The 21055-nt window shown below is 54.1% G+C and carries 17 protein-coding genes and 1 tRNA gene; 9 read left to right on the forward strand and 9 right to left on the reverse strand.

Annotated features, from left to right (window positions below; genetic code table 11):
- Positions 1-50 precede the first annotated feature (50 nt).
- Both SMB34_RS01780 and trxB read right to left on the reverse strand, forming a co-directional pair.
- A complete protein-coding gene (locus SMB34_RS01780) occupies positions 51-968 on the reverse strand; it encodes a LysR family transcriptional regulator (RefSeq protein ID WP_007089855.1) in 918 nt (305 codons plus the stop codon).
- A 342-nt stretch (positions 969-1310) separates the two neighbouring features.
- Positions 1311-2261: a thioredoxin-disulfide reductase gene (gene trxB / locus SMB34_RS01785; protein ID WP_007089854.1), complete on the reverse strand. Its 951-nt coding sequence runs from the start codon at positions 2259-2261 to the stop codon at positions 1311-1313.
- Between the two features lie 309 nt (positions 2262-2570).
- On the opposite strand from trxB, the gene SMB34_RS01795 reads away from it, so the two are divergent.
- Positions 2571-3056 carry an Lrp/AsnC family transcriptional regulator gene (locus tag SMB34_RS01795; protein WP_007089852.1) on the forward strand — a complete coding sequence of 162 codons (486 nt, stop codon included), beginning with the start codon at positions 2571-2573 and terminating at the stop codon, positions 3054-3056.
- Positions 3057-3319: 263 nt separating this feature from the next.
- Here the strand turns inward: SMB34_RS01795 and SMB34_RS01800 are convergent, their stop codons facing one another.
- From SMB34_RS01800 to carA, 4 genes are all read right to left on the reverse strand, one after another.
- On the reverse strand, positions 3320-3796 hold the full coding sequence (locus tag SMB34_RS01800; protein WP_007089851.1) for a GNAT family N-acetyltransferase: 477 nt from the start codon (positions 3794-3796) through the stop codon (positions 3320-3322).
- An 85-nt stretch (positions 3797-3881) separates the two neighbouring features.
- The gene (gene greA / locus SMB34_RS01805; protein ID WP_007089850.1) at positions 3882-4355 is read right to left on the reverse strand and encodes a transcription elongation factor GreA; all 474 of its coding nucleotides are present in this window, start codon (positions 4353-4355) and stop codon (positions 3882-3884) included.
- 104 nt (positions 4356-4459) lie between these two features.
- Complete coding sequence (gene carB, locus SMB34_RS01810; RefSeq protein ID WP_037987378.1) at positions 4460-7702, reverse strand: carbamoyl-phosphate synthase large subunit; 3243 nt, start codon at positions 7700-7702, stop codon at positions 4460-4462.
- 90 nt (positions 7703-7792) lie between these two features.
- Complete coding sequence (carA, locus tag SMB34_RS01815) at positions 7793-8959, reverse strand: glutamine-hydrolyzing carbamoyl-phosphate synthase small subunit (RefSeq protein ID WP_037987379.1); 1167 nt, start codon at positions 8957-8959, stop codon at positions 7793-7795.
- Positions 8960-9324: 365 nt separating this feature from the next.
- On the opposite strand from carA, the gene SMB34_RS01820 reads away from it, so the two are divergent.
- From SMB34_RS01820 to SMB34_RS01850, 7 genes are all read left to right on the forward strand, one after another.
- Positions 9325-9780: a GatB/YqeY domain-containing protein gene (locus SMB34_RS01820; RefSeq protein ID WP_007089847.1), complete on the forward strand. Its 456-nt coding sequence runs from the start codon at positions 9325-9327 to the stop codon at positions 9778-9780.
- 144 nt (positions 9781-9924) lie between these two features.
- Positions 9925-11817 (forward strand): DNA primase, encoded by a 1893-nt coding sequence (gene dnaG / locus SMB34_RS01825; protein WP_037987381.1) that lies wholly within the window; start codon positions 9925-9927, stop codon positions 11815-11817.
- Positions 11818-11934: 117 nt separating this feature from the next.
- Positions 11935-14007 carry an RNA polymerase sigma factor RpoD gene (rpoD, locus tag SMB34_RS01830; protein ID WP_037987384.1) on the forward strand — a complete coding sequence of 691 codons (2073 nt, stop codon included), beginning with the start codon at positions 11935-11937 and terminating at the stop codon, positions 14005-14007.
- A gap of 96 nt (positions 14008-14103) precedes the next feature.
- Positions 14104-14180: transfer RNA gene (locus tag SMB34_RS01835), tRNA-Ile, on the forward strand.
- Positions 14181-14396: 216 nt separating this feature from the next.
- Complete coding sequence (locus tag SMB34_RS01840; RefSeq protein ID WP_037987498.1) at positions 14397-14699, forward strand: ArsR/SmtB family transcription factor; 303 nt, start codon at positions 14397-14399, stop codon at positions 14697-14699.
- Positions 14700-14776: 77 nt separating this feature from the next.
- A complete protein-coding gene (locus SMB34_RS01845; protein WP_037987499.1) occupies positions 14777-15766 on the forward strand; it encodes a zinc-dependent alcohol dehydrogenase family protein in 990 nt (329 codons plus the stop codon).
- Between the two features lie 28 nt (positions 15767-15794).
- Positions 15795-16151, forward strand: a complete 357-nt coding sequence (locus tag SMB34_RS01850) for an antibiotic biosynthesis monooxygenase family protein (RefSeq protein WP_037987385.1) — start codon at positions 15795-15797, stop codon at positions 16149-16151.
- 67 nt (positions 16152-16218) lie between these two features.
- Here SMB34_RS01850 and SMB34_RS01855 read toward each other — a convergent pair whose 3' ends face one another.
- The 3 genes from SMB34_RS01855 to SMB34_RS01865 form a co-directional block, all read right to left on the reverse strand.
- Positions 16219-17055 carry an alpha/beta fold hydrolase gene (locus SMB34_RS01855; RefSeq protein WP_037987386.1) on the reverse strand — a complete coding sequence of 279 codons (837 nt, stop codon included), beginning with the start codon at positions 17053-17055 and terminating at the stop codon, positions 16219-16221.
- 661 nt (positions 17056-17716) lie between these two features.
- Complete coding sequence (locus tag SMB34_RS01860) at positions 17717-19339, reverse strand: GMC family oxidoreductase (protein WP_084716444.1); 1623 nt, start codon at positions 19337-19339, stop codon at positions 17717-17719.
- 314 nt (positions 19340-19653) lie between these two features.
- Complete coding sequence (locus tag SMB34_RS01865) at positions 19654-20562, reverse strand: LysR family transcriptional regulator (RefSeq protein ID WP_051682066.1); 909 nt, start codon at positions 20560-20562, stop codon at positions 19654-19656.
- Positions 20563-20735: 173 nt separating this feature from the next.
- Here SMB34_RS01865 and SMB34_RS01870 point away from each other — a divergent pair, with 173 nt between their 5' ends.
- A complete protein-coding gene (locus SMB34_RS01870) occupies positions 20736-21050 on the forward strand; it encodes a putative antibiotic biosynthesis monooxygenase (protein WP_037987387.1) in 315 nt (104 codons plus the stop codon).
- Positions 21051-21055 lie beyond the last annotated feature (5 nt).

The raw sequence follows: 21055 nt of genomic DNA on the forward strand, positions 1-21055 counted from the left end.
CCGCAACCAGATTTGTTGCGGGGCTTTGGATTCTCTTGCTGCTGTTTGCGTTAGTCAGCCGCAGCGGCAGCATTGACTTTTGCTTTGACCTTGTTGATTTCCTCGATCAGGAAATCACGGAACACCGCAATGCGTTTGGAATGGCGCAGTTCTTCGGGATAAACGAAATAGGCATCGAAACTTGGCCCTTCGAGTTCCGGCAGAATGCGGACCAGATTGCTGTCGGCGGGCAGCAAGTAATCGGGCAGAGCTGAAATACCAAGCCCGGACTCGGTCGCACGGAAGATACCATAGATATTGTTCAGCTTCAGGATCGGCCGCATGTCCGGTTTGAACTGCTGGGCGACGGCCATCATCCAGTTGACGTTGGAAACCGGCGGGCGCGCATCCGCACCATAAATGATCAGGCGATGATCTTTCAGGTCTTCGGGTTTCTTCGGAATGCCGAACTGCTTGATATATTCGGGGGATGCGAAGACATGATAACGCAGCGTCATCAGTTGACGCTGCACCAGATCGGCCTGACGTGGGGGCTGCATGCGGATCGCAACATCGGCCTCGCGCATGGCAAGATCGAGTTCCTCGTCGTTGAGTACCAGCGACAATTCGATTTCCGGATAGCGTTCAAGGAATTCGTTGATCCGCGGTGTCAGCCAGGTTGAGCCAAAGGCGACCGTGGTGGTGACCTTCAGCGGACCGCTGGGGCGTTCCTTGGATTCGCGAATGCGGGCTTCGGCCATGGAAAGCTTGGCAAACACATCATGGGCCGTGCGATACAGAAGTTCACCCTGCTCGGTCAGGATAAGGCCGCGGGCGTGACGGTGGAATAGCGGCACCTTGACGCTTTCTTCAAGTGCGCTGATCTGCCGGCTGACAGCCGACTGGCTCAGATTGAGATTTTCCCCCGCGTGTGTGAAGCTTCCCGCTTCCGCAACAGCGTGAAAAACACGCAGCTTGTCCCAGTCCATAGACCTGCTCCTAATGTCACTGTCGCGCTATTGCCGCAACAGTCCCCTGATACTTCTTTATCTTCTTCTTAGAAGCATTTGGTTTCCACACTGTTAAGCCGCATGCGGAATTGCTTCCAAACTGATATCATTAGATCAATATGAGGCCTTTGACGCGATCTGCAAGCAACCAATTGCGAAAGTGGTGATTTCGTTCACGCCGAATTCGTAAATGAACTCAGGGGATTGCCCGGAAACAGCGTATTCGTGCATTGCGACCAAGGTTGTATTTCCGGGTAACGCACAGAAAAAAGGGGCACCATGAGCACCCCTTTATCATATCTGGTTCTCGTGTTGCCGTGTTTATTCGGTGTGCTCGGCAATAAACTTTTCGGCTTCGAGGGCGGCCATGCACCCCATGCCTGCTGCGGTAACCGCCTGACGGTAAATCTTGTCGGTCACGTCGCCTGCGGCAAAGACGCCCTTGACGTTGGTTGTGGTGCTGCCCGGTTTTACAAGGATGTAATTTTCGTCATCCATGTCGATCTGTCCTTTGAACACGGCGGTTGCCGGATCATGGCCGATCGCAACAAAGAAACCATCCGCAGTAATGTCTGTCAGATCGCCGGTTTTGACATTGCGCACGCGAACGGCTTCAACGCCATCCATCGGGCCGTCACCGCCAAGAATATCGTCAATGACGCTGTCCCAGACGACGTCGATCTTTTCATGCTTCAGCAGGCGATCCTGCAGCATTTTTTCCGCGCGCAATTCGTCGCGACGGTGCACGAGCGTCACCTTCGAGCAGATCCCGGCAAGATAAAGAGCTTCTTCAACCGCGGTATTGCCGCCCCCAACAACCACAACCGGTTTGTTGCGATAGAAGAACCCGTCACAGGTGGCACATGCGGAAACACCGCGACCGTTGAATTTTTCTTCGCCCGGAAGGCCAAGCCAGCGGGCCTGTGCGCCGGTTGAAATGATCACGCTTTGGGCAACATAGACATCACCCGAATCGCCTTTGCAGACGAAGGGGCGTTTCGAAAAGTCGACTTCGGTGATCAGGTCGTGGACCATTTTGGTTCCGACATGCTCGGCCTGCGCCTTCATCTGATCCATCAGCCACGGGCCCTGGATGACATCGGCAAAGCCGGGATAGTTTTCAACATCTGTCGTGATCGTCAACTGACCACCTGGTTGCAGGCCCATAACCATCATGGGTTCCAGGTTGGCGCGTGCAGCATAAATCGCTGCTGTGTAACCGGCCGGGCCGGATCCGATGATGAGGACTTTGGTGTTATGTTCCTGGGCCATGTGCTTTGCATATTGTGGTCGGTGAAAAACAGGTTTCGAACATATGGGGTGATATGGCATTGCGCAACCGCCTCGCACGATGTTTTGCAAGGTTTTCGGAACGGTGTCCGATGATGCTTTTCAGCCTGACATTCCGATTGGCGGAAAATAGCGGTTTGCAACGTTTTGATACAAAATTGTGCAGTGCATTTGTACGCGTTACAAAAGGGCAGATTGCATTCTGCTGCCGAATATATTATTGCCAGCGTACTGGCCCCCTGTAATATTGTTTCGTCCGGGGTAAGTTCAGCGCACAGAATCGAGGGATAAATGCAACGGGTCAAACTCGACAAGATCGACCGCAGAATTCTGCGCGATCTCCAGGAAGATGGCCGCATGACCAATGTGGAACTTGCACGCCGTGCAGGTATTTCTGCGCCACCCTGTCTGCGTCGTGTCCGTGCGCTTGAAGAAGCCGGTTTCATTCAGGGCTATCATGCCGATGTTGATGCGCAGGCGCTTGGATATAATGTAACCGTGTTTGCGCTGGTCGGTCTTGCAAGCCAGGCTGAACATGATCTGCGCGCCTTTGAAGGCCGTGCCGCTGCATGGCCGGAAGTGCGCGAATGTCATATGGTTGCCGGTGAAATGGATTTCCTTTTGAAAATCGTTTCACACAGCTGGGACGAATATCAGAAGTTTCTGACAACCGAACTGACGGTTGCGGAAAACGTCAATCACGTGAAATCGGCACTCTCGATTCGCACCGCCAAAAACCAGCCCGGTGTTCCGATTGATATCGAGGCCGAGGACTGAGCTGAATTGCATCAGTCCGATAGATAAAAACCGGCACCTTCGAGGTTGCCGGTTTTGTTTTGTCTGCGTGCCAGAAACAGATTTGTCGTTAATCAAAGCGGAGCCAATCATTTGACTGGCTCCGCTTTGAGACGCCCGTTATCCCCCCGGCCGGGCGTCGCACGCTGTTGGTGTTCTCGATCTTTCCAGAACGATCATTTCAGAATGATGCCGAAAAATATTATGAATTCAATTCTTTGTCACGTGCTTGATGATCAGTGGTTTTATTGGCCAAGGTTCTTTAACTCATCCCCATCAATTTCATATTGCAGGGCCCCGGAGTTACGCGCGCCTAGCCGTTCGTAAAACCGGCAGGCGGCTTCGTTGCGATGCAGGACGGACCACCACATCGAAATATAGCCGTGATCCAAGGCGTATTTGCCAAGAGCCTTCATCAGTTTGTTGCCAACTTTTTCCGAACGCATGTCTGGCACAACATAAAGTTCGGTCATCCATAACCCGATTTTTGAATAATCCGGGTTATAGAACGGCTGAAAGATCGCCTGTCCGACAGCGCGACGCCCATCCCATGCGATCAGGCTTTTGATCAGCGCTCTTGGCCCGAACATCATTTCATGGATGCTTTCGGTCGTATGGGGCGGATTGTCGTAATCAAGTTCAACATGCAGGGCATTGGACATGTCGGCGACATGGACGCTGTCTTCCGGGCGGGCATGGGAAATGATGATGTCAGGTGTCATGGCAGATGCTTGTGCAGGGTATTTGGATCAAAAAAAACGGCCCGATGTTTATCGGGCCGTACTTTCGCAAAATATTACAATCGGATCAGGCGAATTCGACCTTCAGTATCTCGTAGCTCTTCGTGCCACCAGGCACGGTAACTTCTACGGATTCACCAACGGCCTTGCCGATCAGCGCACGGCCAATCGGAGAGGTGGTCGAAATACGGCCGGAATTGATATCAGCCTCGATCGGACCGACAACCTGATAGGTGGTTTCCTCGTCGGTGTCCTCGTCGACAAGATGCACGGTCGCGCCAAATTTGACGACCGACCCAGCCAGCGACTTGATATCGATGACTTCGGAGCGGCTAAGAACATCTTCCAGTTCGGCAATTCGACCTTCGCAGAAGCTCTGTCGTTCACGCGCGGCATGGTATTCGGCGTTTTCCGAGAGATCGCCATGCTCGCGCGCTTCCGAGATCGCCTTGATGATTTCAAGGCGTTCGACGGATTTGCGGTGCTTCAGCTCTTCTTCGAGGCGCTGATGCCCTTGCGGGGTCATAGGTACTTTTTCCATCGCGCTCACAGCCTATTCTTATTAGCGATCGATACTACAAAATCGACCGCCCGGCAGATACCGCCGGGCGGTCTAAACTCGTTGAACGGGTTCGAAAAGGAACCTCAGTACTCGTCCCCAAGATATTCCTGAACGGGTCGCACTGCAAGTGCTCCGCGTTTCAGGTTGTCGATGGCACGCAGGGTGGCGCGGGCACCGGCAATCGTGGTGTAGTACGGAATATCGTTGCTGAGTGCCGTCCGCCGGATCGAGAAACTGTCGACCACAGCCTGTTTGCTCTCGGTGGTATTGAATACCAGGTTGATATCGCCGTTCTTCATCATGTCCACGATATGGGGACGTCCTTCCTGTACCTTATTGACCGGGGTGACGTCCAGCCCTTCTTTTTCAAGAGCTTCGGCAGTGCCATGCGTCGCAACAATCACAAAGCCAAGCTCGATCGCGTCGCGTGCGAGTTGAACAGCGGCCGGTTTGTCATAGTTTTTGACTGACATGAAGATCTTGCCAGATTGCGGCAAATCGTGACCCGCCGCCATCTGGGCCTTCGCAAAGGCGCGACCGAAATCGGTATCAAGGCCCATGACTTCGCCGGTTGAGCGCATTTCCGGGCCAAGCAGGGTATCGACACCCGGGAAGCGGTTGAACGGAAGCACCGCTTCCTTGACCGCAATATGCTTGAACGGACCTTCGTTGATCTTGAAGTCCGAAAGCTTTTCGCCTGCCATGATGCGCGCGCCGATTTTTGCAATCGGGTTGCCGGTGGCCTTGGCAACAAACGGAACGGTACGCGAGGCACGCGGGTTGACTTCGATCAGATAGATCACATCACCCTTGATCGCGAACTGCACGTTCATCAGGCCAACAACATCAAGTGCCTTGGCCAGCTGAACAGTCTGTTCTTTCAGGCGGTCAATCATGTCCTGACCGAGCGAATAGGGCGGTAGTGAGCAGGCACTATCCCCGGAATGGATACCGGCTTCCTCAATATGCTGCATGATGCCGGCGACAAAGACATTTTCGCCGTCCGAAACCGCGTCGGCATCAATTTCAATCGCATCCTGAAGGAAGCTGTCGATCAGAACCGGGCTTTTGCCCGAAACCTGAACGGCTTCGGTCATGTAGCGTAGCAGGTCTTCGGTGGTGTGAACGATTTCCATCGCACGGCCGCCTAGCACGTAGCTTGGGCGGATAACGATGGGGTAACCGATGCCTTCGGCGATCTTGACGGCTTCGTCGACCGAACGGGCAATACCGTTGGCCGGCTGCTTCAGGCCCAGCTTGTGGATCAGTTCCTGGAACCGGTCGCGGTCTTCGGCAAGGTCAATGCTGTCGGGGCTGGTGCCGAGGATCGGAATGCCGGCCTTTTCAAGGGCGGCTGACAGTTTAAGCGGGGTCTGGCCGCCATACTGAACGATCACGCCCAGAAGTTCGCCATTGCTTTGCTCAAGCTGGCAAAGTTCGATCACGTCTTCGGCCGTCAGTGGTTCGAAATACAGGCGGTCCGAAGTGTCATAGTCGGTGGAAACCGTTTCCGGATTGCAGTTGACCATGATGGCCTCGATACCGACTTCACGAAGCGCATAGGCCGCGTGAACACAGCAATAGTCGAACTCGATGCCCTGACCGATACGGTTCGGGCCACCGCCAAGAATGATGACTTTCCTGCGATCGGTGACTTCGGCTTCGTTTTCTGGTTCAAAGAAACCGTCGCCTTCGTAAATCGAATACATATAAGACGTGCGTGACGGGAATTCGGCCGCACAGGTATCGATGCGCTTATAAACCGGGCGAAGTTCCATCGCGTGACGGATCGCGCGAACGTCGTCTTCTTCCATACCCACCAGTTCCGCGAGACGCGCGTCCGAGAAACCGAGTTTCTTGAGACGCAGCAATTCCTGCTTGTCCTTAGGCAGGCCTTTGGCACGAACCTGTTCTTCTTCGGCGACCAGCATTTCGACCTGACGCAGATACCATGGGTCAAACTTGGTGGCCGACTGGATTTCCGAAAGAGTCAGACCGTGACGGAATGCCTGTGCCGCATAAAGAATGCGGAACGGCATCGGTTGCGTCAGTTTTGCGCGGATCGCGGCCTTGTCCGGCGCGCCTTCGATTTTCACTTCGTTCAAACCGGTCAGGCCGGTTTCCATCGACCGTAGGCCCTTCTGAAGGCTTTCGGCAAACGAGCCGCCAATCGACATGGCTTCGCCAACCGACTTCATCGCCGTCCCCAGAAGCGCCTGGGCACCCGGGAATTTTTCGAAGGTGAAGCGCGGAATTTTGGTGACGACATAATCGATGGTCGGCTCGAACGAAGCCGGGGTCACGCCGGTAATGTCGTTATCAAGTTCGTCAAGCGTGTAACCAACAGCCAGTTTGGCCGCGATTTTGGCAATTGGGAAGCCGGTCGCCTTGGACGCCAGTGCAGACGAACGCGACACGCGCGGGTTCATTTCAATGACGATCAGGCGGCCATCATCGGGGTTGACCGCGAACTGAACGTTCGAACCGCCAGTATCCACACCGATCTCGCGCAGGACCGCCAGCGAGGCGTCGCGCATGATCTGGTATTCCTTGTCCGTCAGGGTCAGGGCCGGGGCAACGGTGATCGAATCACCGGTATGAATGCCCATCGGGTCGACGTTTTCGATAGAGCAGATGATGATGCAGTTATCCGCGTGATCACGGACGACTTCCATCTCATATTCTTTCCAGCCAAGAATGGATTCTTCGACCAGAACCGTATGGGTCGGCGAAATCGCCAGACCATTACGAACGATCTGTTCGAATTCTTCGCGGTTATAGGCAATGCCGCCGCCTTCACCACCAAGGGTGAAGCTCGGCCGGATGATGGCCGGAAGACCAGTGGTTTCAAGGGCGACAACGGCTTCTTCAAAGGTACGGACCATTGCGGAACGCGCGCTTTCAAGGCCGATCTTGTCCATGGCTTCGCGGAAAAGCTGACGGTCTTCGGCTTTTTCGATCACGTGCTTTTTCGCACCGATCATCTCGACGCCATATTTATCAAGCGTGCCATCGTCATAAAGTGCCAGCGCGGTATTCAGTGCTGTCTGACCACCCATGGTCGGCAGCAGGGCATCCGGGCGTTCCTTTTCGATGATCTTGGCAACCATTTCAGGTGTAATCGGTTCGATATAGGTCGCATCGGCCAGGTTCGGATCGGTCATGATCGTTGCCGGGTTCGAGTTGACCAGAATGACGCGATAGCCTTCTTCCTTCAGGGCCTTGCAGGCCTGTGCGCCTGAATAGTCGAATTCGCAAGCCTGACCGATCACAATAGGACCGGCACCGATGATAAGAATGGATTTGATATCTGTACGTTTCGGCATGTCTTTTTCCGCTTTTGGCGTGGCGGGCGCGATTGCTGCACCGCCCGAAATTAAGTCCGTTAATCGCTTGTCGCTGATGTTGTCGCGCTATCAGGCTTTCGCGTCTTCGATCAGGCTAACGAAACGTTTGAACAGGTAATGGCTATCGTGCGGTCCCGGGGATGCTTCGGGATGGTACTGAACCGCAAACACCGGCTTGTCTTTCAGGCGAAGCCCGGCAAGGGATCCGTCAAACAGCGAGAAGTGCGTTGCTTCAACATTGTCGGGCAGGCTGTCCTTGTCGACGACAAAGCCGTGGTTCTGGCTGGTGATTTCGACGACACCGGTTGTGGTGTCCTTCACCGGATGGTTCGCACCGCGATGGCCGACATCCATCTTTTTGGTTTTCGCACCAAGGGCGAGCGCCATCATCTGATGACCAAGGCAGATGCCGAAAACCGGTTTGCCGCTGTCGATCAGTTTTTTGATGGTCGGAACCGCATATTCGCCGGTTGCCGCCGGATCGCCGGGGCCGTTCGACAGGAAAATCCCATCAGGGTTCATCGCAAGTATTTCTTCGGCGGACGTCGTTGCCGGAACAACCGATACCTTGCATTCAAGGGCGGCAAGATTGCGCAGGATGTTGCGTTTCACACCGTAATCGATGGCAACGACATGGTGTTTGGCATTGCCCAGTTCGCCGTAACCGCCTTCGCGGGTCCACAGCGTCTGATCCCAGTCATAGCCTTCGGTGCAGCTATTGTCCTTGGCAAGGTCCATGCCTTCAAGGCCCGGCCATTCATTGGCCTTGGCGATCAGGGCATCGATGTCGAACTTGCCATCCGGGTTGTGGCAGATCACACCGTTCGGTGCGCCTTCGTTCCGGATGCGTTTGGTCAGGCGTCGGGTGTCGATACCGGCAATACCGATCCGGCCTTGTTTTGCCAGCCAGTCATTGAAATGCCCCTGTGAACGGTAGTTGGACGGCTCGGTAATGTCCTGGCGCAGGATGCAGCCAAGGGCGACGGGGGTGGTGTTTTCGATATCCTCGTCATTGGTGCCGACATTGCCGATATGGGGGAAAGTAAAAGTGATCATCTGCCCGGCATAGGACGGGTCGGTCATGATTTCCTGGTAGCCCGTGATCGAGGTGTTGAAGCAGACTTCACCAACAACCTCTCCTCGGGCACCAGCGCCTCGTCCCCAGAAAACAGAACCATCGGCAAGTACCAGAACGGCAGAAGCACCAGGAGGCGGGGTGTGCGTGGGCGCTGACATTGGCGAATGTCCTTTCGATCTTTCCACGGTGAGACACGGAGTCTTTATATATAATAATTACGAGCAGGCCGAGAAAAACGGCCCAATTCCCCTGCATATCGGGCATGCGGACATGGCAAGGTATCCCCAGTCGCATCTACCGCAACGCCAAAAGACGTCGGTACAATATGCTGAAAGCGGGTAAAAACCTCATCCCGGCAGGCAAATTGGCGGATGTCTACGGGAGTCGTGCTGCCCTGTCAAGGATGCATCCAAACTTTTATTTTTCCTTTTAAATCAATAAGTTAAATGGAAAGGTTTTCTTTGCCTAGATGGCGCTTTTGGGGTATGTTCGCTCCTTTCTTCCACAGAATCAGAGACAAGCCATGCTGCGATCGCAGCTTACAGACGCTTTGAAAAAGGCCGTCCTCGCGAAGGATGCCGTATCCGTGACTACCGTGCGCCTGATCCTGGCAGCACTCAAGGAACGCGATATTGCGGCACGCGGCGAGGGGAACACCGATGGCATTTCCGACGAGGAAATCCTGACCCTGCTGCAGGCGATGGTCAAACAGCGTCGCGAAAGCATCGAAATGTACACCAAGGGTAATCGCCCCGAACTGGCGGCACAGGAAGCCGCAGAGATCGGTGTGATTGAACGGTTCCTGCCCAAACAGATGTCCGATGATGAAATCGAGGCGGCTGTTAAGGGGGTGGTTACCGACCTTGGCGCGACCTGCCTGAAGGATATGGGCCGGACGATGGCAGCACTTCGCGAAAAATACGCCAGCTGCATGGATTTCGGCAAAGCCGGCGGTGTTGCGAAAAAACTTCTCGGCTGATTTCGAGAATAGCTATTTTTAATGGAAGCCGGGCGTGTAAAATCGTCCGGCTTTCGTCGTCCCTAAGCCCGGATTCCAGACAATGGAACAATTAAAGGGTAAAACGGGACTTGGTATCAACATGATCACGGGATCGGGACAATCATGAGCTTTCCCCAGTCGTTTCTTGACGATCTGCGGGCGCGCGTCGGACTGGCGGATATTGTCGGTACGTCGGTGAAGCTGATTAAACGCGGCCGGGAATATTCCGGCCTGTGTCCGTTCCATTCCGAAAAATCCCCCTCTTTCACGGTTAACGAACAAAAGGGATTTTATCACTGCTTTGGCTGTGGCGCGCATGGTGACGTGATCAGCTTTGTGATGAATACCCGCGGCCTGACTTTTGTCGAGGCGGTCGAGGTTCTGGCAAATCAGGTGGGCATGGATGTTCCCAAACCATCACGTGAAGCCCAGGAGCGTGAGAAAAAGGCCAAAACACTTTACGAAGTGATGGAAGCGGCCTGTGTATTTTACGAACGCGTGCTTCATATGCCCGAAGGCCGCGATGGGCTTGAATATTTTCGCCGTCGTGGCCTTGACGATAAAACGATTGCGGATTTTCGACTGGGCTTTGCGCCTGATAACCGTGGGGCGCTCAAGGCTGCCCTCAAGCGCGAAGAGTTTGACGAGTCCCTGATGATCGAGGCGGGGCTTCTGATCGAGCCCGAAGATCAGGGACGCCAGACCTATGACCGATTCCGTGGGCGTGTGATGTTTCCGATCCTTGATCGGCGTGGCAGGGTCGTCGCTTTTGGCGGGCGTGTCATGGGTGACACCAAGCCGAAATATTTGAATAGCCCTGATACACCCTTGTTTCACAAAGGCCAGCTCCTTTATGGCCTGCCTCAGGCGCGTGAAGCCAGCCAGCAGGATGCGCCGATCATCGTGACCGAGGGTTACATGGATGTGATAGCCCTTCATCGGGCCGGTTTCCGCGGGGCAGTGGCTCCGTTAGGAACAGCGGTCACAGAGGAGCAGATCGGCGAGCTTTGGAAAATGACCAACGAGCCGATCCTGTGCCTTGATGGTGATGCCGCGGGTAAGCGCGCTGCGGTGCGTGCCGCGGAACGTGCGCTTCCGATTCTGCGTCCGGGGAAATCATTGCTGTTTTCCATCCTGCCAGAGGGCGAAGACCCCGATAGTCTGATGGCCGGGGCAAACGGTTTTGCCAATTTCCGCAAGATTCTCGATATGGCGGTGCCGCTGGCCGAACTGGTCTGGCGTATGGAGGTTGCCGGGCGGGCAACCGATACACCGGAACGCCGTGCGGCCCTTGAGGCCGATATTCAGAAACGCATTTCGGCAATCGGTGATGATGCCGTCAGATCGCAATACCAGTCGATGTTTCGTGATCGTATCTGGCAGTTGTTCAAGGGGGATCGTACCACAGGCGGAGCAGGGCGCGCCGCGCGCAGTAGTGGGACATACCAGAACAAAAAATTCGCCAGGGGTGGCAAGGGCGGAAAAAAAGACTATTTCTGGGAACCAGCGGGCAAAGCTGTTCCGGGGATGTTGCGTCCGCCCATGCATAAGCGACGGAGCCTACAGGATTGCATTTTGCTGGTGACGCTGATCAATCATCCGCATTTGCATGATGATGTTGGCGAACGGCTCGGAATCTACTCTTGTGCTGACTCCGAACTTGACAATCTTCGTCGTGCCGTCTTAAAGCTCCTTGACGGTGATCCCGGACTTGATTCCGATGCAATCAAGGCCTATTTGGAGCGCGACGGGCTGTCAGAGACAGTTTTGCGGGTGGTAGGTGCGGATATTTTGGCGCACGCCGCTTTCGCTAGGCCCGAAACGCCGCTCGAACGGGCTCGCGCGGGTTGGGAACAGGTTTTTTCTATGGCTGTAAGCTCCCTGGAGGACGAAGAGGCAAAATACGCCGTCCGACAGTTGGCAGCAGATATCAGCGAGGAAGAATGGGAAAGATTTTCGCATAGACGCGACGATCTGGCCCGGCGCCGGGAAAAAGTGTTTAAGCTCGACGACTGATCAATGCATGCGTTTGTGTGCGGGATCGGCGTTCGGGCTATTTGTGATTTGCGCTGAGCAAAACAGTGCTTGGGATAACAACGGTACGAACTGTACCCAGCGGGAAACGGGGAATAGATGTCGTCTAAGACTTCGAACGCTGAAGAGAAAAAGAACTCTTCTGAAACCGCAGACGGACCTCTTCTCGATACATATAAAGCGGCCATCAAGAAGCTCATTGCCAAGGGCAAAGAGAAAGGCCACATCTCGGTCGATGAATTGAACGCTGCCTTGCCGTCGGAGCATTTTTCCTCCGAACAGATCGAAGACGTGATGAGCAATCTCAACGAGATGGGCATCAATGTTATCGATGGTGAAGATGGGGACGACTCGGACGACGATGACGAGAAAGACTCGGATCCGAGCGGCAATATCTCTGAAGATGATGTTGGCCGTACCGATGATCCGGTCCGTATGTATCTGCGTGAAATGGGCAGCGTCGAGCTGCTGTCGCGCGAGGGCGAAATTGCCATTGCCAAACGTATCGAGGCTGGCCGTGACATGATGATTGGCGGGATTTGTGAATCCCCGCTGACCATTCGCGCGATCGTCAACTGGCATGATCAGCTTCAGGCTGGCAATCTTCTGCTTCGCGATGTGATCGATCTGGAAACCACTTATGGTGGTGGTCCGGATGCGGAAATCGCAGCCGCAGAAGGTGACGAAGCAGAAGAAACCGAAGGCGATGATTTCGAGGCAGCCGCTGTCGAAACCGATGCCGACGAAGACGAAGAAGCCGAAACCGAAACGCCAGAACCGACCGGTGCGCCCGCCAGCGACGAGGAAGAAGAGGACGACGAAGAAGAGTCGGACGAAGATTCCGAGGGTTCTGAAGGCGAAGGTGATGGCGACGATGAGGACGATGACGAGAACGAACAGGTCAACGTTTCACTTTCCAAAATGGAAGAGGAACTGACCGAGCAGGTTCTTGAGAAGTTCGAACTGATCGCCAAAACCTATGAGAAATTGCACAAGGCACAGGAACAGCGCCTTGTCGCGATGAACAAGGGTGAAACCGTTCCGGCTGCGACCGAAAAACGTTATGCCAAGCTGAAGGGCGAGATGGTTGACCTGATGGAAGATGTTCATCTGAACAACTTCCGGATCGAGGAGCTGCTTGATCACCTGACCGGCCTGAATAACCGTTTGCTCGGCCTTGAAGGCAAGCTTCTGCGTTTTGCCGACCGTTGCAAGATCAAGCGTCCCGATTTCGTCAAACAGTATCAGGGCCATGAACTCGACCCGAACTGGATGGAACGCGTCAGCGAATTGCCGGGCAAGGGCTGGAAGGCTTTCATCGAACGCTACCCGGATGAAATCGCGCAGCTGCGTGAACAGGTGGGCGGTGTTTCGGCCGAAGTCGGTTTGCCGATTGGTGAATTCCGCCGTGTTTACGGTGTCGTCAACAAGGGCGAACGCGAAGCGGCACGTGCGAAAAAGGAAATGATCGAGGCCAACCTGCGTCTCGTGATTTCGATTGCCAAGAAATACACCAACCGCGGTCTTCAGTTCCTCGACCTTATTCAGGAAGGCAATATTGGCCTGATGAAGGCGGTGGACAAGTTTGAATACCGCCGTGGTTACAAATTCTCGACCTATGCGACCTGGTGGATCCGTCAGGCGATCACGCGTTCCATCGCCGATCAGGCCCGTACGATCCGTATTCCGGTTCACATGATCGAAACCATCAACAAGCTGGTCCGTACCTCGCGCCAGATGTTGCATGAAATCGGTCGGGAGCCGACCCCGGAAGAGCTGGCAGAAAAACTGCAGATGCCGCTTGAAAAGGTTCGCAAGGTTCTGAAAATTGCCAAGGAGCCAATCTCGCTCGAAACCCCGATCGGGGACGAGGAAGACAGCCATCTTGGCGATTTCATCGAAGACAAGAACGCCGTTCAGCCGCTTGATGCTGCGATCCAGGCCAACCTGCGTGAAACCACCACGCGCGTTCTGGCATCGCTCACCCCGCGTGAGGAACGTGTTCTGCGTATGCGTTTCGGGATCGGCATGAACACCGACCATACCCTCGAAGAGGTTGGTCAGCAGTTCTCCGTGACCCGCGAACGTATCCGTCAGATCGAGGCAAAGGCGCTGCGCAAGCTCAAGCATCCGTCGCGCTCGCGCAAATTGCGTTCTTTCCTCGATTATTAAAAAATCTTGCGACGTTCGGGCTTGACCTTGGCCCGAAAATCGCTAGTTTTCGGGACCGCGCCAAACAATTGGCGCGGTCTTTTCCATTCCCCTTGGGGGCCCGTAGCTCAATTGGTTAGAGCCGACCGCTCATAACGGTCTGGTTGGGGGTTCAAGTCCCTCCGGGCCTACCAAGGAGCAATACTCATATAATATGAGTATTGCTCCTTGGTCCCAAACCTCCCAGATTTTCCGATGAAATTCCCCTAATTCCCAAATTGTCATAACTCGGGGGTATGCAGCAATGTCTCCACTTTGCCGATGCTCCGATCAAAGGTCCGCATCAACGCATAGCTGCCCGGCTCATTCCGCATATTGACATATCGGAAAATCCAGATATATTTCGCGTCATGGAAATGCTCGAAATATTCAAAGCCCTCTCGAACCGGACCCGCCTTGAAATCCTCAAAGGCTTGAAAGAGCCTGCGAAGAACTTCCCTCCGCAGGATGAAGGTGACGTCAATACGGTTGGAGTTTGCGTCAGCAGTATTCAGGAAGGTGTCGGACTGTCGCAATCGACGGTGTCCGATTACCTTGCGACGCTGCAACGGGTGGGTCTGGTGGAAGTCAGACGCATCGGGCAGTGGACCTACTACAAGCGGAACGAAGCAACCATCCGCGCTCTTGCCGATGCCATCGGAAAAGAACTGTAGTTTTTTTGTCCGAATATATCGAGAAATTGCGATATCCCTTTTTACCGAAATAAGGCACCAAAATGAAAGTCCAGACAATGAAAGCTCAAATCCTCAAATCCTTTGGCGGCCCGGAAGCCTTTGAACTTCAGGACGTCGCCATGCCCGTCCCGCAGGCCGGACAGGTCCTTGTCCGTGTCCACGCAACCTCCATCAATCCGCTGGATTATCAGGTCCGGCGCGGCGACTATCCCGATTACGTACCCCTGCCCGCCATTACCGGGCATGACGTTTCGGGCGTCGTCGAAAGTGTCGGCCCCGGTGTCACCAGCTTCGTTCCCGGCGATGAAGTCTGGTACACCCCGCAGATTTTTGACGGGGACGGAAGCTACGCCGAATACCATGTCGCTTCGGAAAAAATTATCGGCAAAAAACCGGCCTCGCTCAGCCACCTCGAAGCCGCCAGCCTGACACTGGTCGGCGGCACGGCGTGGGAGGCACTGGTGGTACGTGCGGGCCTTCGGGTCGGTGAAAGCATCCTGATCCACGGCGGTGCCGGCGGTGTCGGCCATGTGGCAATCCAACTGGCAAAGGCAATTGGCGCAAAGGTCTTTACCACCGTGCGCGAAGACAACTTCGAATTCGCCCAAAGCCTCGGTGCCGACGTCCTCATCGACTACACCAAAGAGGACTATGTCGATGCCATCCTGCGCGAAACCGATGGCAACGGGGTTGATGTCATCTTTGACACCATCGGTGGCAATACACTCGCCAAAAGTGCGGATGCACTCGCCCAGCTTGGCCGTGTCGTCTCGATTGTCGATATCGCACAGCCGCAGAACCTGATCGAAGCCTGGGGCAAAAACGCCAGCTACCACTTCGTGTTCACCCGCCAGAACCGGGGCAAGCTTGACGAACTGAGCACGCTGATCGAACGCGGCCAGCTCCGCCCCCATGTCGGTGCCGTCTATTCACTGGCCGACATCCCACTTGCCCATGCCCGGCTGGAGAACCCCGATAACGGCCTCCGGGGCAAAGTTGTGATTGCAGTTGACCCGTCAGCTCATCCTGCAAGTGCGGACTCTTAACCGTTGAACTTATTTTAAAGGTGCAACCATGATTTATGAGGTCGCCCAGCTGCCCGTTTACAAGGAGCAGACTGAATCGTTCCGGCAAGCCTTCGCCAAAGTTGTTCCGTTGCTTATCCGCGCGAAGGGTTACCGCGGTCACCTTCTGTCGCAGGGGATTGAAACACCCGAACGCTTCCACCTGATCGTGCGGTGGCGCTCACTCGAGGATCACACGCCGGGCTTTGAGGAGAGTGAAGACCATCAGACGTTCATGACGGGCCTGGAGCAATATTTCTCGGAAGAACCGCAAGTCTATCATATCGAAGGCGCAGCTTTTGCCGCAAGCGAACATGATGACCCGATCAAAAACAACGCCGGCATTCCGACGGATTTGTGGTCATAAAACAATCGGGTGGCTGTTGGATCTTCTGACAGCCACCCGTTTCCTGAACGCAAATTCCATTGTCACATCAGTTGGCAATGAACTTCAAAAGGTCGGCGTTAAGTACATCCGCATTTACGGTCAACATGCCGTGAGAAAATCCTGGATAAGTTTTCAAGGAACCGTTCGGCAGCAATTTAATGGCTTTCATAGCTGAGGCAGCTATCGGCACAACCTGATCGTCCTCACCATGTAGTACCAAAGTTGGCACGTTAATCGCTTTGAGGTCGTCGGTCAGGTCTGTTTCCGAAAATGCCTTGATACCATCATAATGTGCTTTGGCACTGCCCATTATGCCCTGACGCCACCAGTTTTGGATCACGCCTTCGCTCGCAGTCATACCTTCGCGATTGAATCCAAAGAACGGACCGGACGGAATATCGCGGAAGAACTGTGCGCGGTTGCTGGCCAAAGCAGCTCGGAAGCCGTCGAAAACTTCGATTGGCGTGCCTTCGGGATTGTCCTTGGTCTTCAACATCAGCGGTGTGATGGCTGCAACAAGAACAGCCTTGGCCACCCGACCTGCGGGCTCTCCATGTCGTGCTACATACCGGGCAACTTCGCCGCCGCCTGTGGAGTGGCCGATGTGAACAGCGTTGCGCAAATCAAGTGCTTTAGCGACAGCGAATGCATCTGCTGCGTAATGGTCAATATCCTGGCCTTCGGAAACCTGTTCGGATCGACCGTGACCACGACGGTCATGTGCCACAACACGATAGCCCTTCGACAGGAAGAAGATCATCTGTGCATCCCAGTCATCCGCACTGAGCGGCCAGCCATGGTGAAACATTATAGGCTGGGCGTCTTTGGGGCCCCAGTCCTTGTAGAAAATCTGTACGCCATCGTCAGTCGTGATGTAGCCCATGGTGTCTTCTCCTGCTGGAAGATGCTGAATGGTGGGGGGGGCGCGGCATGCGAAGTGCCCCACGGAATGGCTAAACTTGCGGCAAAAGCTGTTGCAGAGATGAGTGCATCTCGTCGATTTAATATGAGCTTGGGGGCGTCAGCTGGCATGAAGTAACTCCCGGAGTAATTCAAAAGCTGAAAAGCAGACGGGGGGATTCCTGACTTTTACAAGCAGGTAATGACGCCTGGCCGTCTAATAGCCGTTTGTGAAGACTTCTTCAGAGGTCGAGAACGCGAACCACAAGGGTTCAAAATCAAGTTTCGATTCACGTGCGAAAAGCAGGCACGTGGTCATGCGTTATTTTCCGCAAGTTCTACAAAAATATTGATATCACTTGATCTTAAGGGGCGGTAGTCGGGCATGATTGAAAGCTGTGTCGCAGAAAACGCAACAGCATGCCACGCAACTTAACCGGTGTGAACAGGTTCAATTATCAGGAACGGTATTGTTTTGCTGTTTGGCAAATGGCAATGCAATGATGATTGCCGTACCGGGTTAAACTTCCGTATATCCGAGAATCCCGAGCCGGTGGCTCGGGATTCGTATCCAAGGCAATCGCGGGCGACTTTTTATAATTAAGATGACCTATTGGCGGAAGCGCAGGGGTGGCTGCATCGTTTTACGCGCGCATCCAGTCACTGATGCGTTCTGCCAGCATGATAACGGTTGGATTGGTTGCAACCGAAGGTACATCGGGGAAGCTGGATGCGTCCGCAACCCTCAAATTTCCAACACCGTTCACGCGTCCTTGATAATCGGTCACCGCATGCGGGGAGTTGTGTCCACCCATAGGTGCCGTTGACGTTGGATGGTGATAGATATCAAGTGCCTTTGGCAGCGAGGCCATGAGATCGGCGGAGCTAGTGAGGGATGCCCCCGGAACCAGTTCCTGAACAATAATATCGGAAAGCGGCCCCTGACTTGCGATCCGGCGGATCATCTCGATACCTTCAACCATTTTCTGCCGGTCCTCGGCTTCACCGAGAATGTTGAGGGCGATACGGGGTGATGTCGTCGCCTTGCGATCTCGCAAGGTCACAGTGCCGATGGATTTCGGGCGTGTTAATGCCAATGCAAGCATGAAAATGGCACCGGTTGGTGAAGAGGCCGGGTCACCATAATGCACCGCACTTACATGGAAATCACCTTCTCCTGGGGCAGCCTTTGAAGATTGCGCCCAAAGAATGGCGCCAACAGGCGGAACCGGAAGCCCAAGACGTTCCGGTTTTGCCGCCCAGATTGTGTAGAAAAACGGATGCTCCTGCAACCGTTGGCCCACCGGCAGATCGGCCATAACAGGAATATCCATCGCACGCAGGTTGTCGGCAGGGCCAACGCCTGATCGCAGCAGAATGGCCGGAGTTCCATAGGCTCCCGCCGAAAGCACAATTTCACCACCGGTAATGCGTTCTCCATTTTCGAGAATGATGGCTTCGGCACGTCCTTGGCGAATGTCTACCCGGTCAACAATCGCTTCGCTTCTTATGGTCAAATTAGCGCGCGCCCGAACAGCTTTGGACAAAAATGTCATGCCGGTATTAAGCCGCAGTCCCATACGGTTATTCATCGGATAAGGGCCGACACCCAAAGGCTGATTCCCGTTAAAATCATCGACTTTGGGAAAACCCGCCATCTGGGCGGATTTTATAAAAGCGCGCTGCATATCTGAAATTTCATCGTCCTGCAGCTGATGGATCGGCCACGGACCGTAACGACCGTGAAGTTCATCCGCACCATTTACCGTGCGCTCACTCTTCTTATAAAATGGTAAAACATCGGCAGCCGACCAATTTGGCAGCCCGGCCTTCGTCCAACGGTCGAAGTCGGATGCCGTCGCCCGCATTGCAACACCGGCATTCACTGCAGATGATCCTCCCAGAACCTTTCCGCGGGGTACTGGGAAAGACGTCTCACCCCATCCCGGTTCAGAGGTGAACCCCCAATCATGCTCGGAATCGCCACCAATGATGCTTTGCAGACGAACGGCGTCCGGATAACTCTCCGGCGCATACGACTTTCCAGCTTCGAGAAGCAGTACGCGTCTGGATGAATCTTCGCTCAAACGACTGGCTAAAACGGCACCAGCCGATCCTCCTCCGACGATGATTACATCAAAGGAAGACGACTTATCATTCGTCTTCGCAAAAGCACCGTTATAGGTAATAGCAGCCAGACCGGCACCGGATGCCCCGATGATGAAATCCCGTCGATTAACACCTGTCTTGTTTTGTGTATCGCTCATGATATTGACCCTCGCCTCTCTCGATGTGGAATCTGCGGGACATCACAAAAGGCATATCCCTATCGAATGACGGTTCTTATAGATTTCCGACATCGCAAAAATATTGCAAGTGGCGCTGGTATTGTAGAAGGCTGTCTGTCGCTTCATTCCAGACAAGATGTCTTGAATTACTGCGTTCCCCTTAGGACAACAATTCGTCATGGGATTATCATGCGGTCACCATGGCATTGACCGACCATTGTGGATTATGCGCATCTCAACCGGGATAGCGCATAGTCAAAGAAATGCAGTCACGGTAAGGCTTGGCAAATGATCTAAATCTTGTCTGCCAAACATTGAGAGATGAAATTAACAAACGCGCGCACACGTGCCACCTTCGTTCGTGATGACGGCCACACAATCGAGACAGTGCCGCGATTGTCTGTAAATTCATCCAGTATGGATACCAATCGTCCAGCTTCGATATCCTCGGCAACGAGGTAACGCGGTGCCTGTACAATTCCGAGCCCGGCCAGTGCGGCTGAGGCAAGAGCCCCCCCATCATTGAGCACAATCCCCGGCTTGACGATCATCCCGCGATACTCACCTTTAAATGCCCATTTCTCAGGGAGACCCGTCGTCGGGAAGCGGTATAAAACACAGCAATGATGACCAAGGTCTGCGGGCGTTTGAGGCGTGCCGTGTTTCGCAAAATAGCTGGGTGAGGCGCAGGTAGTAAAGGCGTGCGGCCCAATCCGGCGGGCATGAAGATTGGAATCTTCAAGGTCTCCCAAGCGAACCACCAGATCATATCCGCCTTCAATCAAGTCAACTTTCAGATCATCGAGAGAGATTTCCAGCGTCACATCCGGATAGTCGGCTGCGAATGTACCAAGAGCGGGCAAGACAATGCTTCGCCCCATGACAGTTGGTACGCTGATCTTAAGCCGCCCTTGGGGCGTATTTTGTGCGCTGAGTAGCTCCAGTTCCGCTTCCTGCAGGTCACTTAGAATACGGAAAGCATATCGGTAAAGGATTTCCCCTTCGCCCGTGAGAGTGAGCGAGCGTGTCGTTCGCGTTAGCAATTTGACGCCAAGCCTCTGCTCGAGCCGGTCGACCGCTTTACCGACCGCAGATGCGGAGAGACCAAGCTTACGCCCTGCCGCCGCAAAGCTTCCCAGCTCCAACGTGACAGAAAAGGCCACAAGGCCGCTCAAGGATTCCAAAGAAGTTATTGCTGACATATTGTCCGCAATGATGAGACACGGAGCCCTCTTCCGTCAAGGAGTTCTTCGTTGGATAGTTGATGGCGCACGATCTATGCCGCCAAGGAGGAAATTGATGAGAATCTCATTAGCTGTCACCTCCAGTATCAATAGATTTGCACCATCACAGGCATCCGTATTGGAGTTTTTCAATGTCTAGGCAGCTTAACCATTCCCTCATGGCGCGGTTGAAAAAGACCACGCGGATATGGCTCGCCGTTTATCCAACAGTGCTTGTTTTCTTAACGATATTTGGTGATGCGCTTAAAGAATTTCCGTTTCCCATGGGAGTTCTCGTCTCGACACTTGTCGTCGTCATCATTGTCTCGAATATCACCGATCCCCTTGTCGGGAAGGTTTTTTGCCATTTTGGGCGTACTTTTCGCAAACCCGGCCTTCACTCCAAAGCCGCTCCTATGGCCAACAACACCGCGCCAGTTGAACGTTCTGCTCCATCAGACAATTAAAAGGG

Origin of the sequence: Thalassospira permensis NBRC 106175, from assembly GCF_000714555.1 — a bacterium.
Lineage (GTDB): Bacteria > Pseudomonadota > Alphaproteobacteria > Rhodospirillales > Thalassospiraceae > Thalassospira > Thalassospira xiamenensis.

Excerpts from the sequence above, each read along its gene's own strand:
- SMB34_RS01855 (WP_037987386.1), bottom strand. The coding sequence starts at position 17,055 with ATGGGCTACATCACGACTGACGATGGCGTACAGATTTTCTACAAGGAC.
- SMB34_RS01860 (WP_084716444.1), bottom strand. The coding sequence starts at position 19,339 with ATGAGCGATACACAAAACAAGACAGGTGTTAATCGACGGGATTTCATC.
- carA (WP_037987379.1), bottom strand. The coding sequence starts at position 8,959 with ATGTCAGCGCCCACGCACACCCCGCCTCCTGGTGCTTCTGCCGTTCTG.
- SMB34_RS01795 (WP_007089852.1), top strand. The coding sequence starts at position 2,571 with ATGCAACGGGTCAAACTCGACAAGATCGACCGCAGAATTCTGCGCGAT.
- greA (WP_007089850.1), bottom strand. The coding sequence starts at position 4,355 with ATGGAAAAAGTACCTATGACCCCGCAAGGGCATCAGCGCCTCGAAGAA.
- SMB34_RS01870 (WP_037987387.1), top strand. The coding sequence starts at position 20,736 with ATGTCTAGGCAGCTTAACCATTCCCTCATGGCGCGGTTGAAAAAGACC.
- SMB34_RS01820 (WP_007089847.1), top strand. The coding sequence starts at position 9,325 with ATGCTGCGATCGCAGCTTACAGACGCTTTGAAAAAGGCCGTCCTCGCG.
- SMB34_RS01840 (WP_037987498.1), top strand. The coding sequence starts at position 14,397 with ATGGAAATGCTCGAAATATTCAAAGCCCTCTCGAACCGGACCCGCCTT.
- SMB34_RS01865 (WP_051682066.1), bottom strand. The coding sequence starts at position 20,562 with ATGTCAGCAATAACTTCTTTGGAATCCTTGAGCGGCCTTGTGGCCTTT.
- rpoD (WP_037987384.1), top strand. The coding sequence starts at position 11,935 with ATGTCGTCTAAGACTTCGAACGCTGAAGAGAAAAAGAACTCTTCTGAA.
- SMB34_RS01845 (WP_037987499.1), top strand. The coding sequence starts at position 14,777 with ATGAAAGCTCAAATCCTCAAATCCTTTGGCGGCCCGGAAGCCTTTGAA.
- trxB (WP_007089854.1), bottom strand. The coding sequence starts at position 2,261 with ATGGCCCAGGAACATAACACCAAAGTCCTCATCATCGGATCCGGCCCG.
- carB (WP_037987378.1), bottom strand. The coding sequence starts at position 7,702 with ATGCCGAAACGTACAGATATCAAATCCATTCTTATCATCGGTGCCGGT.
- SMB34_RS01800 (WP_007089851.1), bottom strand. The coding sequence starts at position 3,796 with ATGACACCTGACATCATCATTTCCCATGCCCGCCCGGAAGACAGCGTC.
- SMB34_RS01850 (WP_037987385.1), top strand. The coding sequence starts at position 15,795 with ATGATTTATGAGGTCGCCCAGCTGCCCGTTTACAAGGAGCAGACTGAA.
- SMB34_RS01780 (WP_007089855.1), bottom strand. The coding sequence starts at position 968 with ATGGACTGGGACAAGCTGCGTGTTTTTCACGCTGTTGCGGAAGCGGGA.
- dnaG (WP_037987381.1), top strand. The coding sequence starts at position 9,925 with ATGAGCTTTCCCCAGTCGTTTCTTGACGATCTGCGGGCGCGCGTCGGA.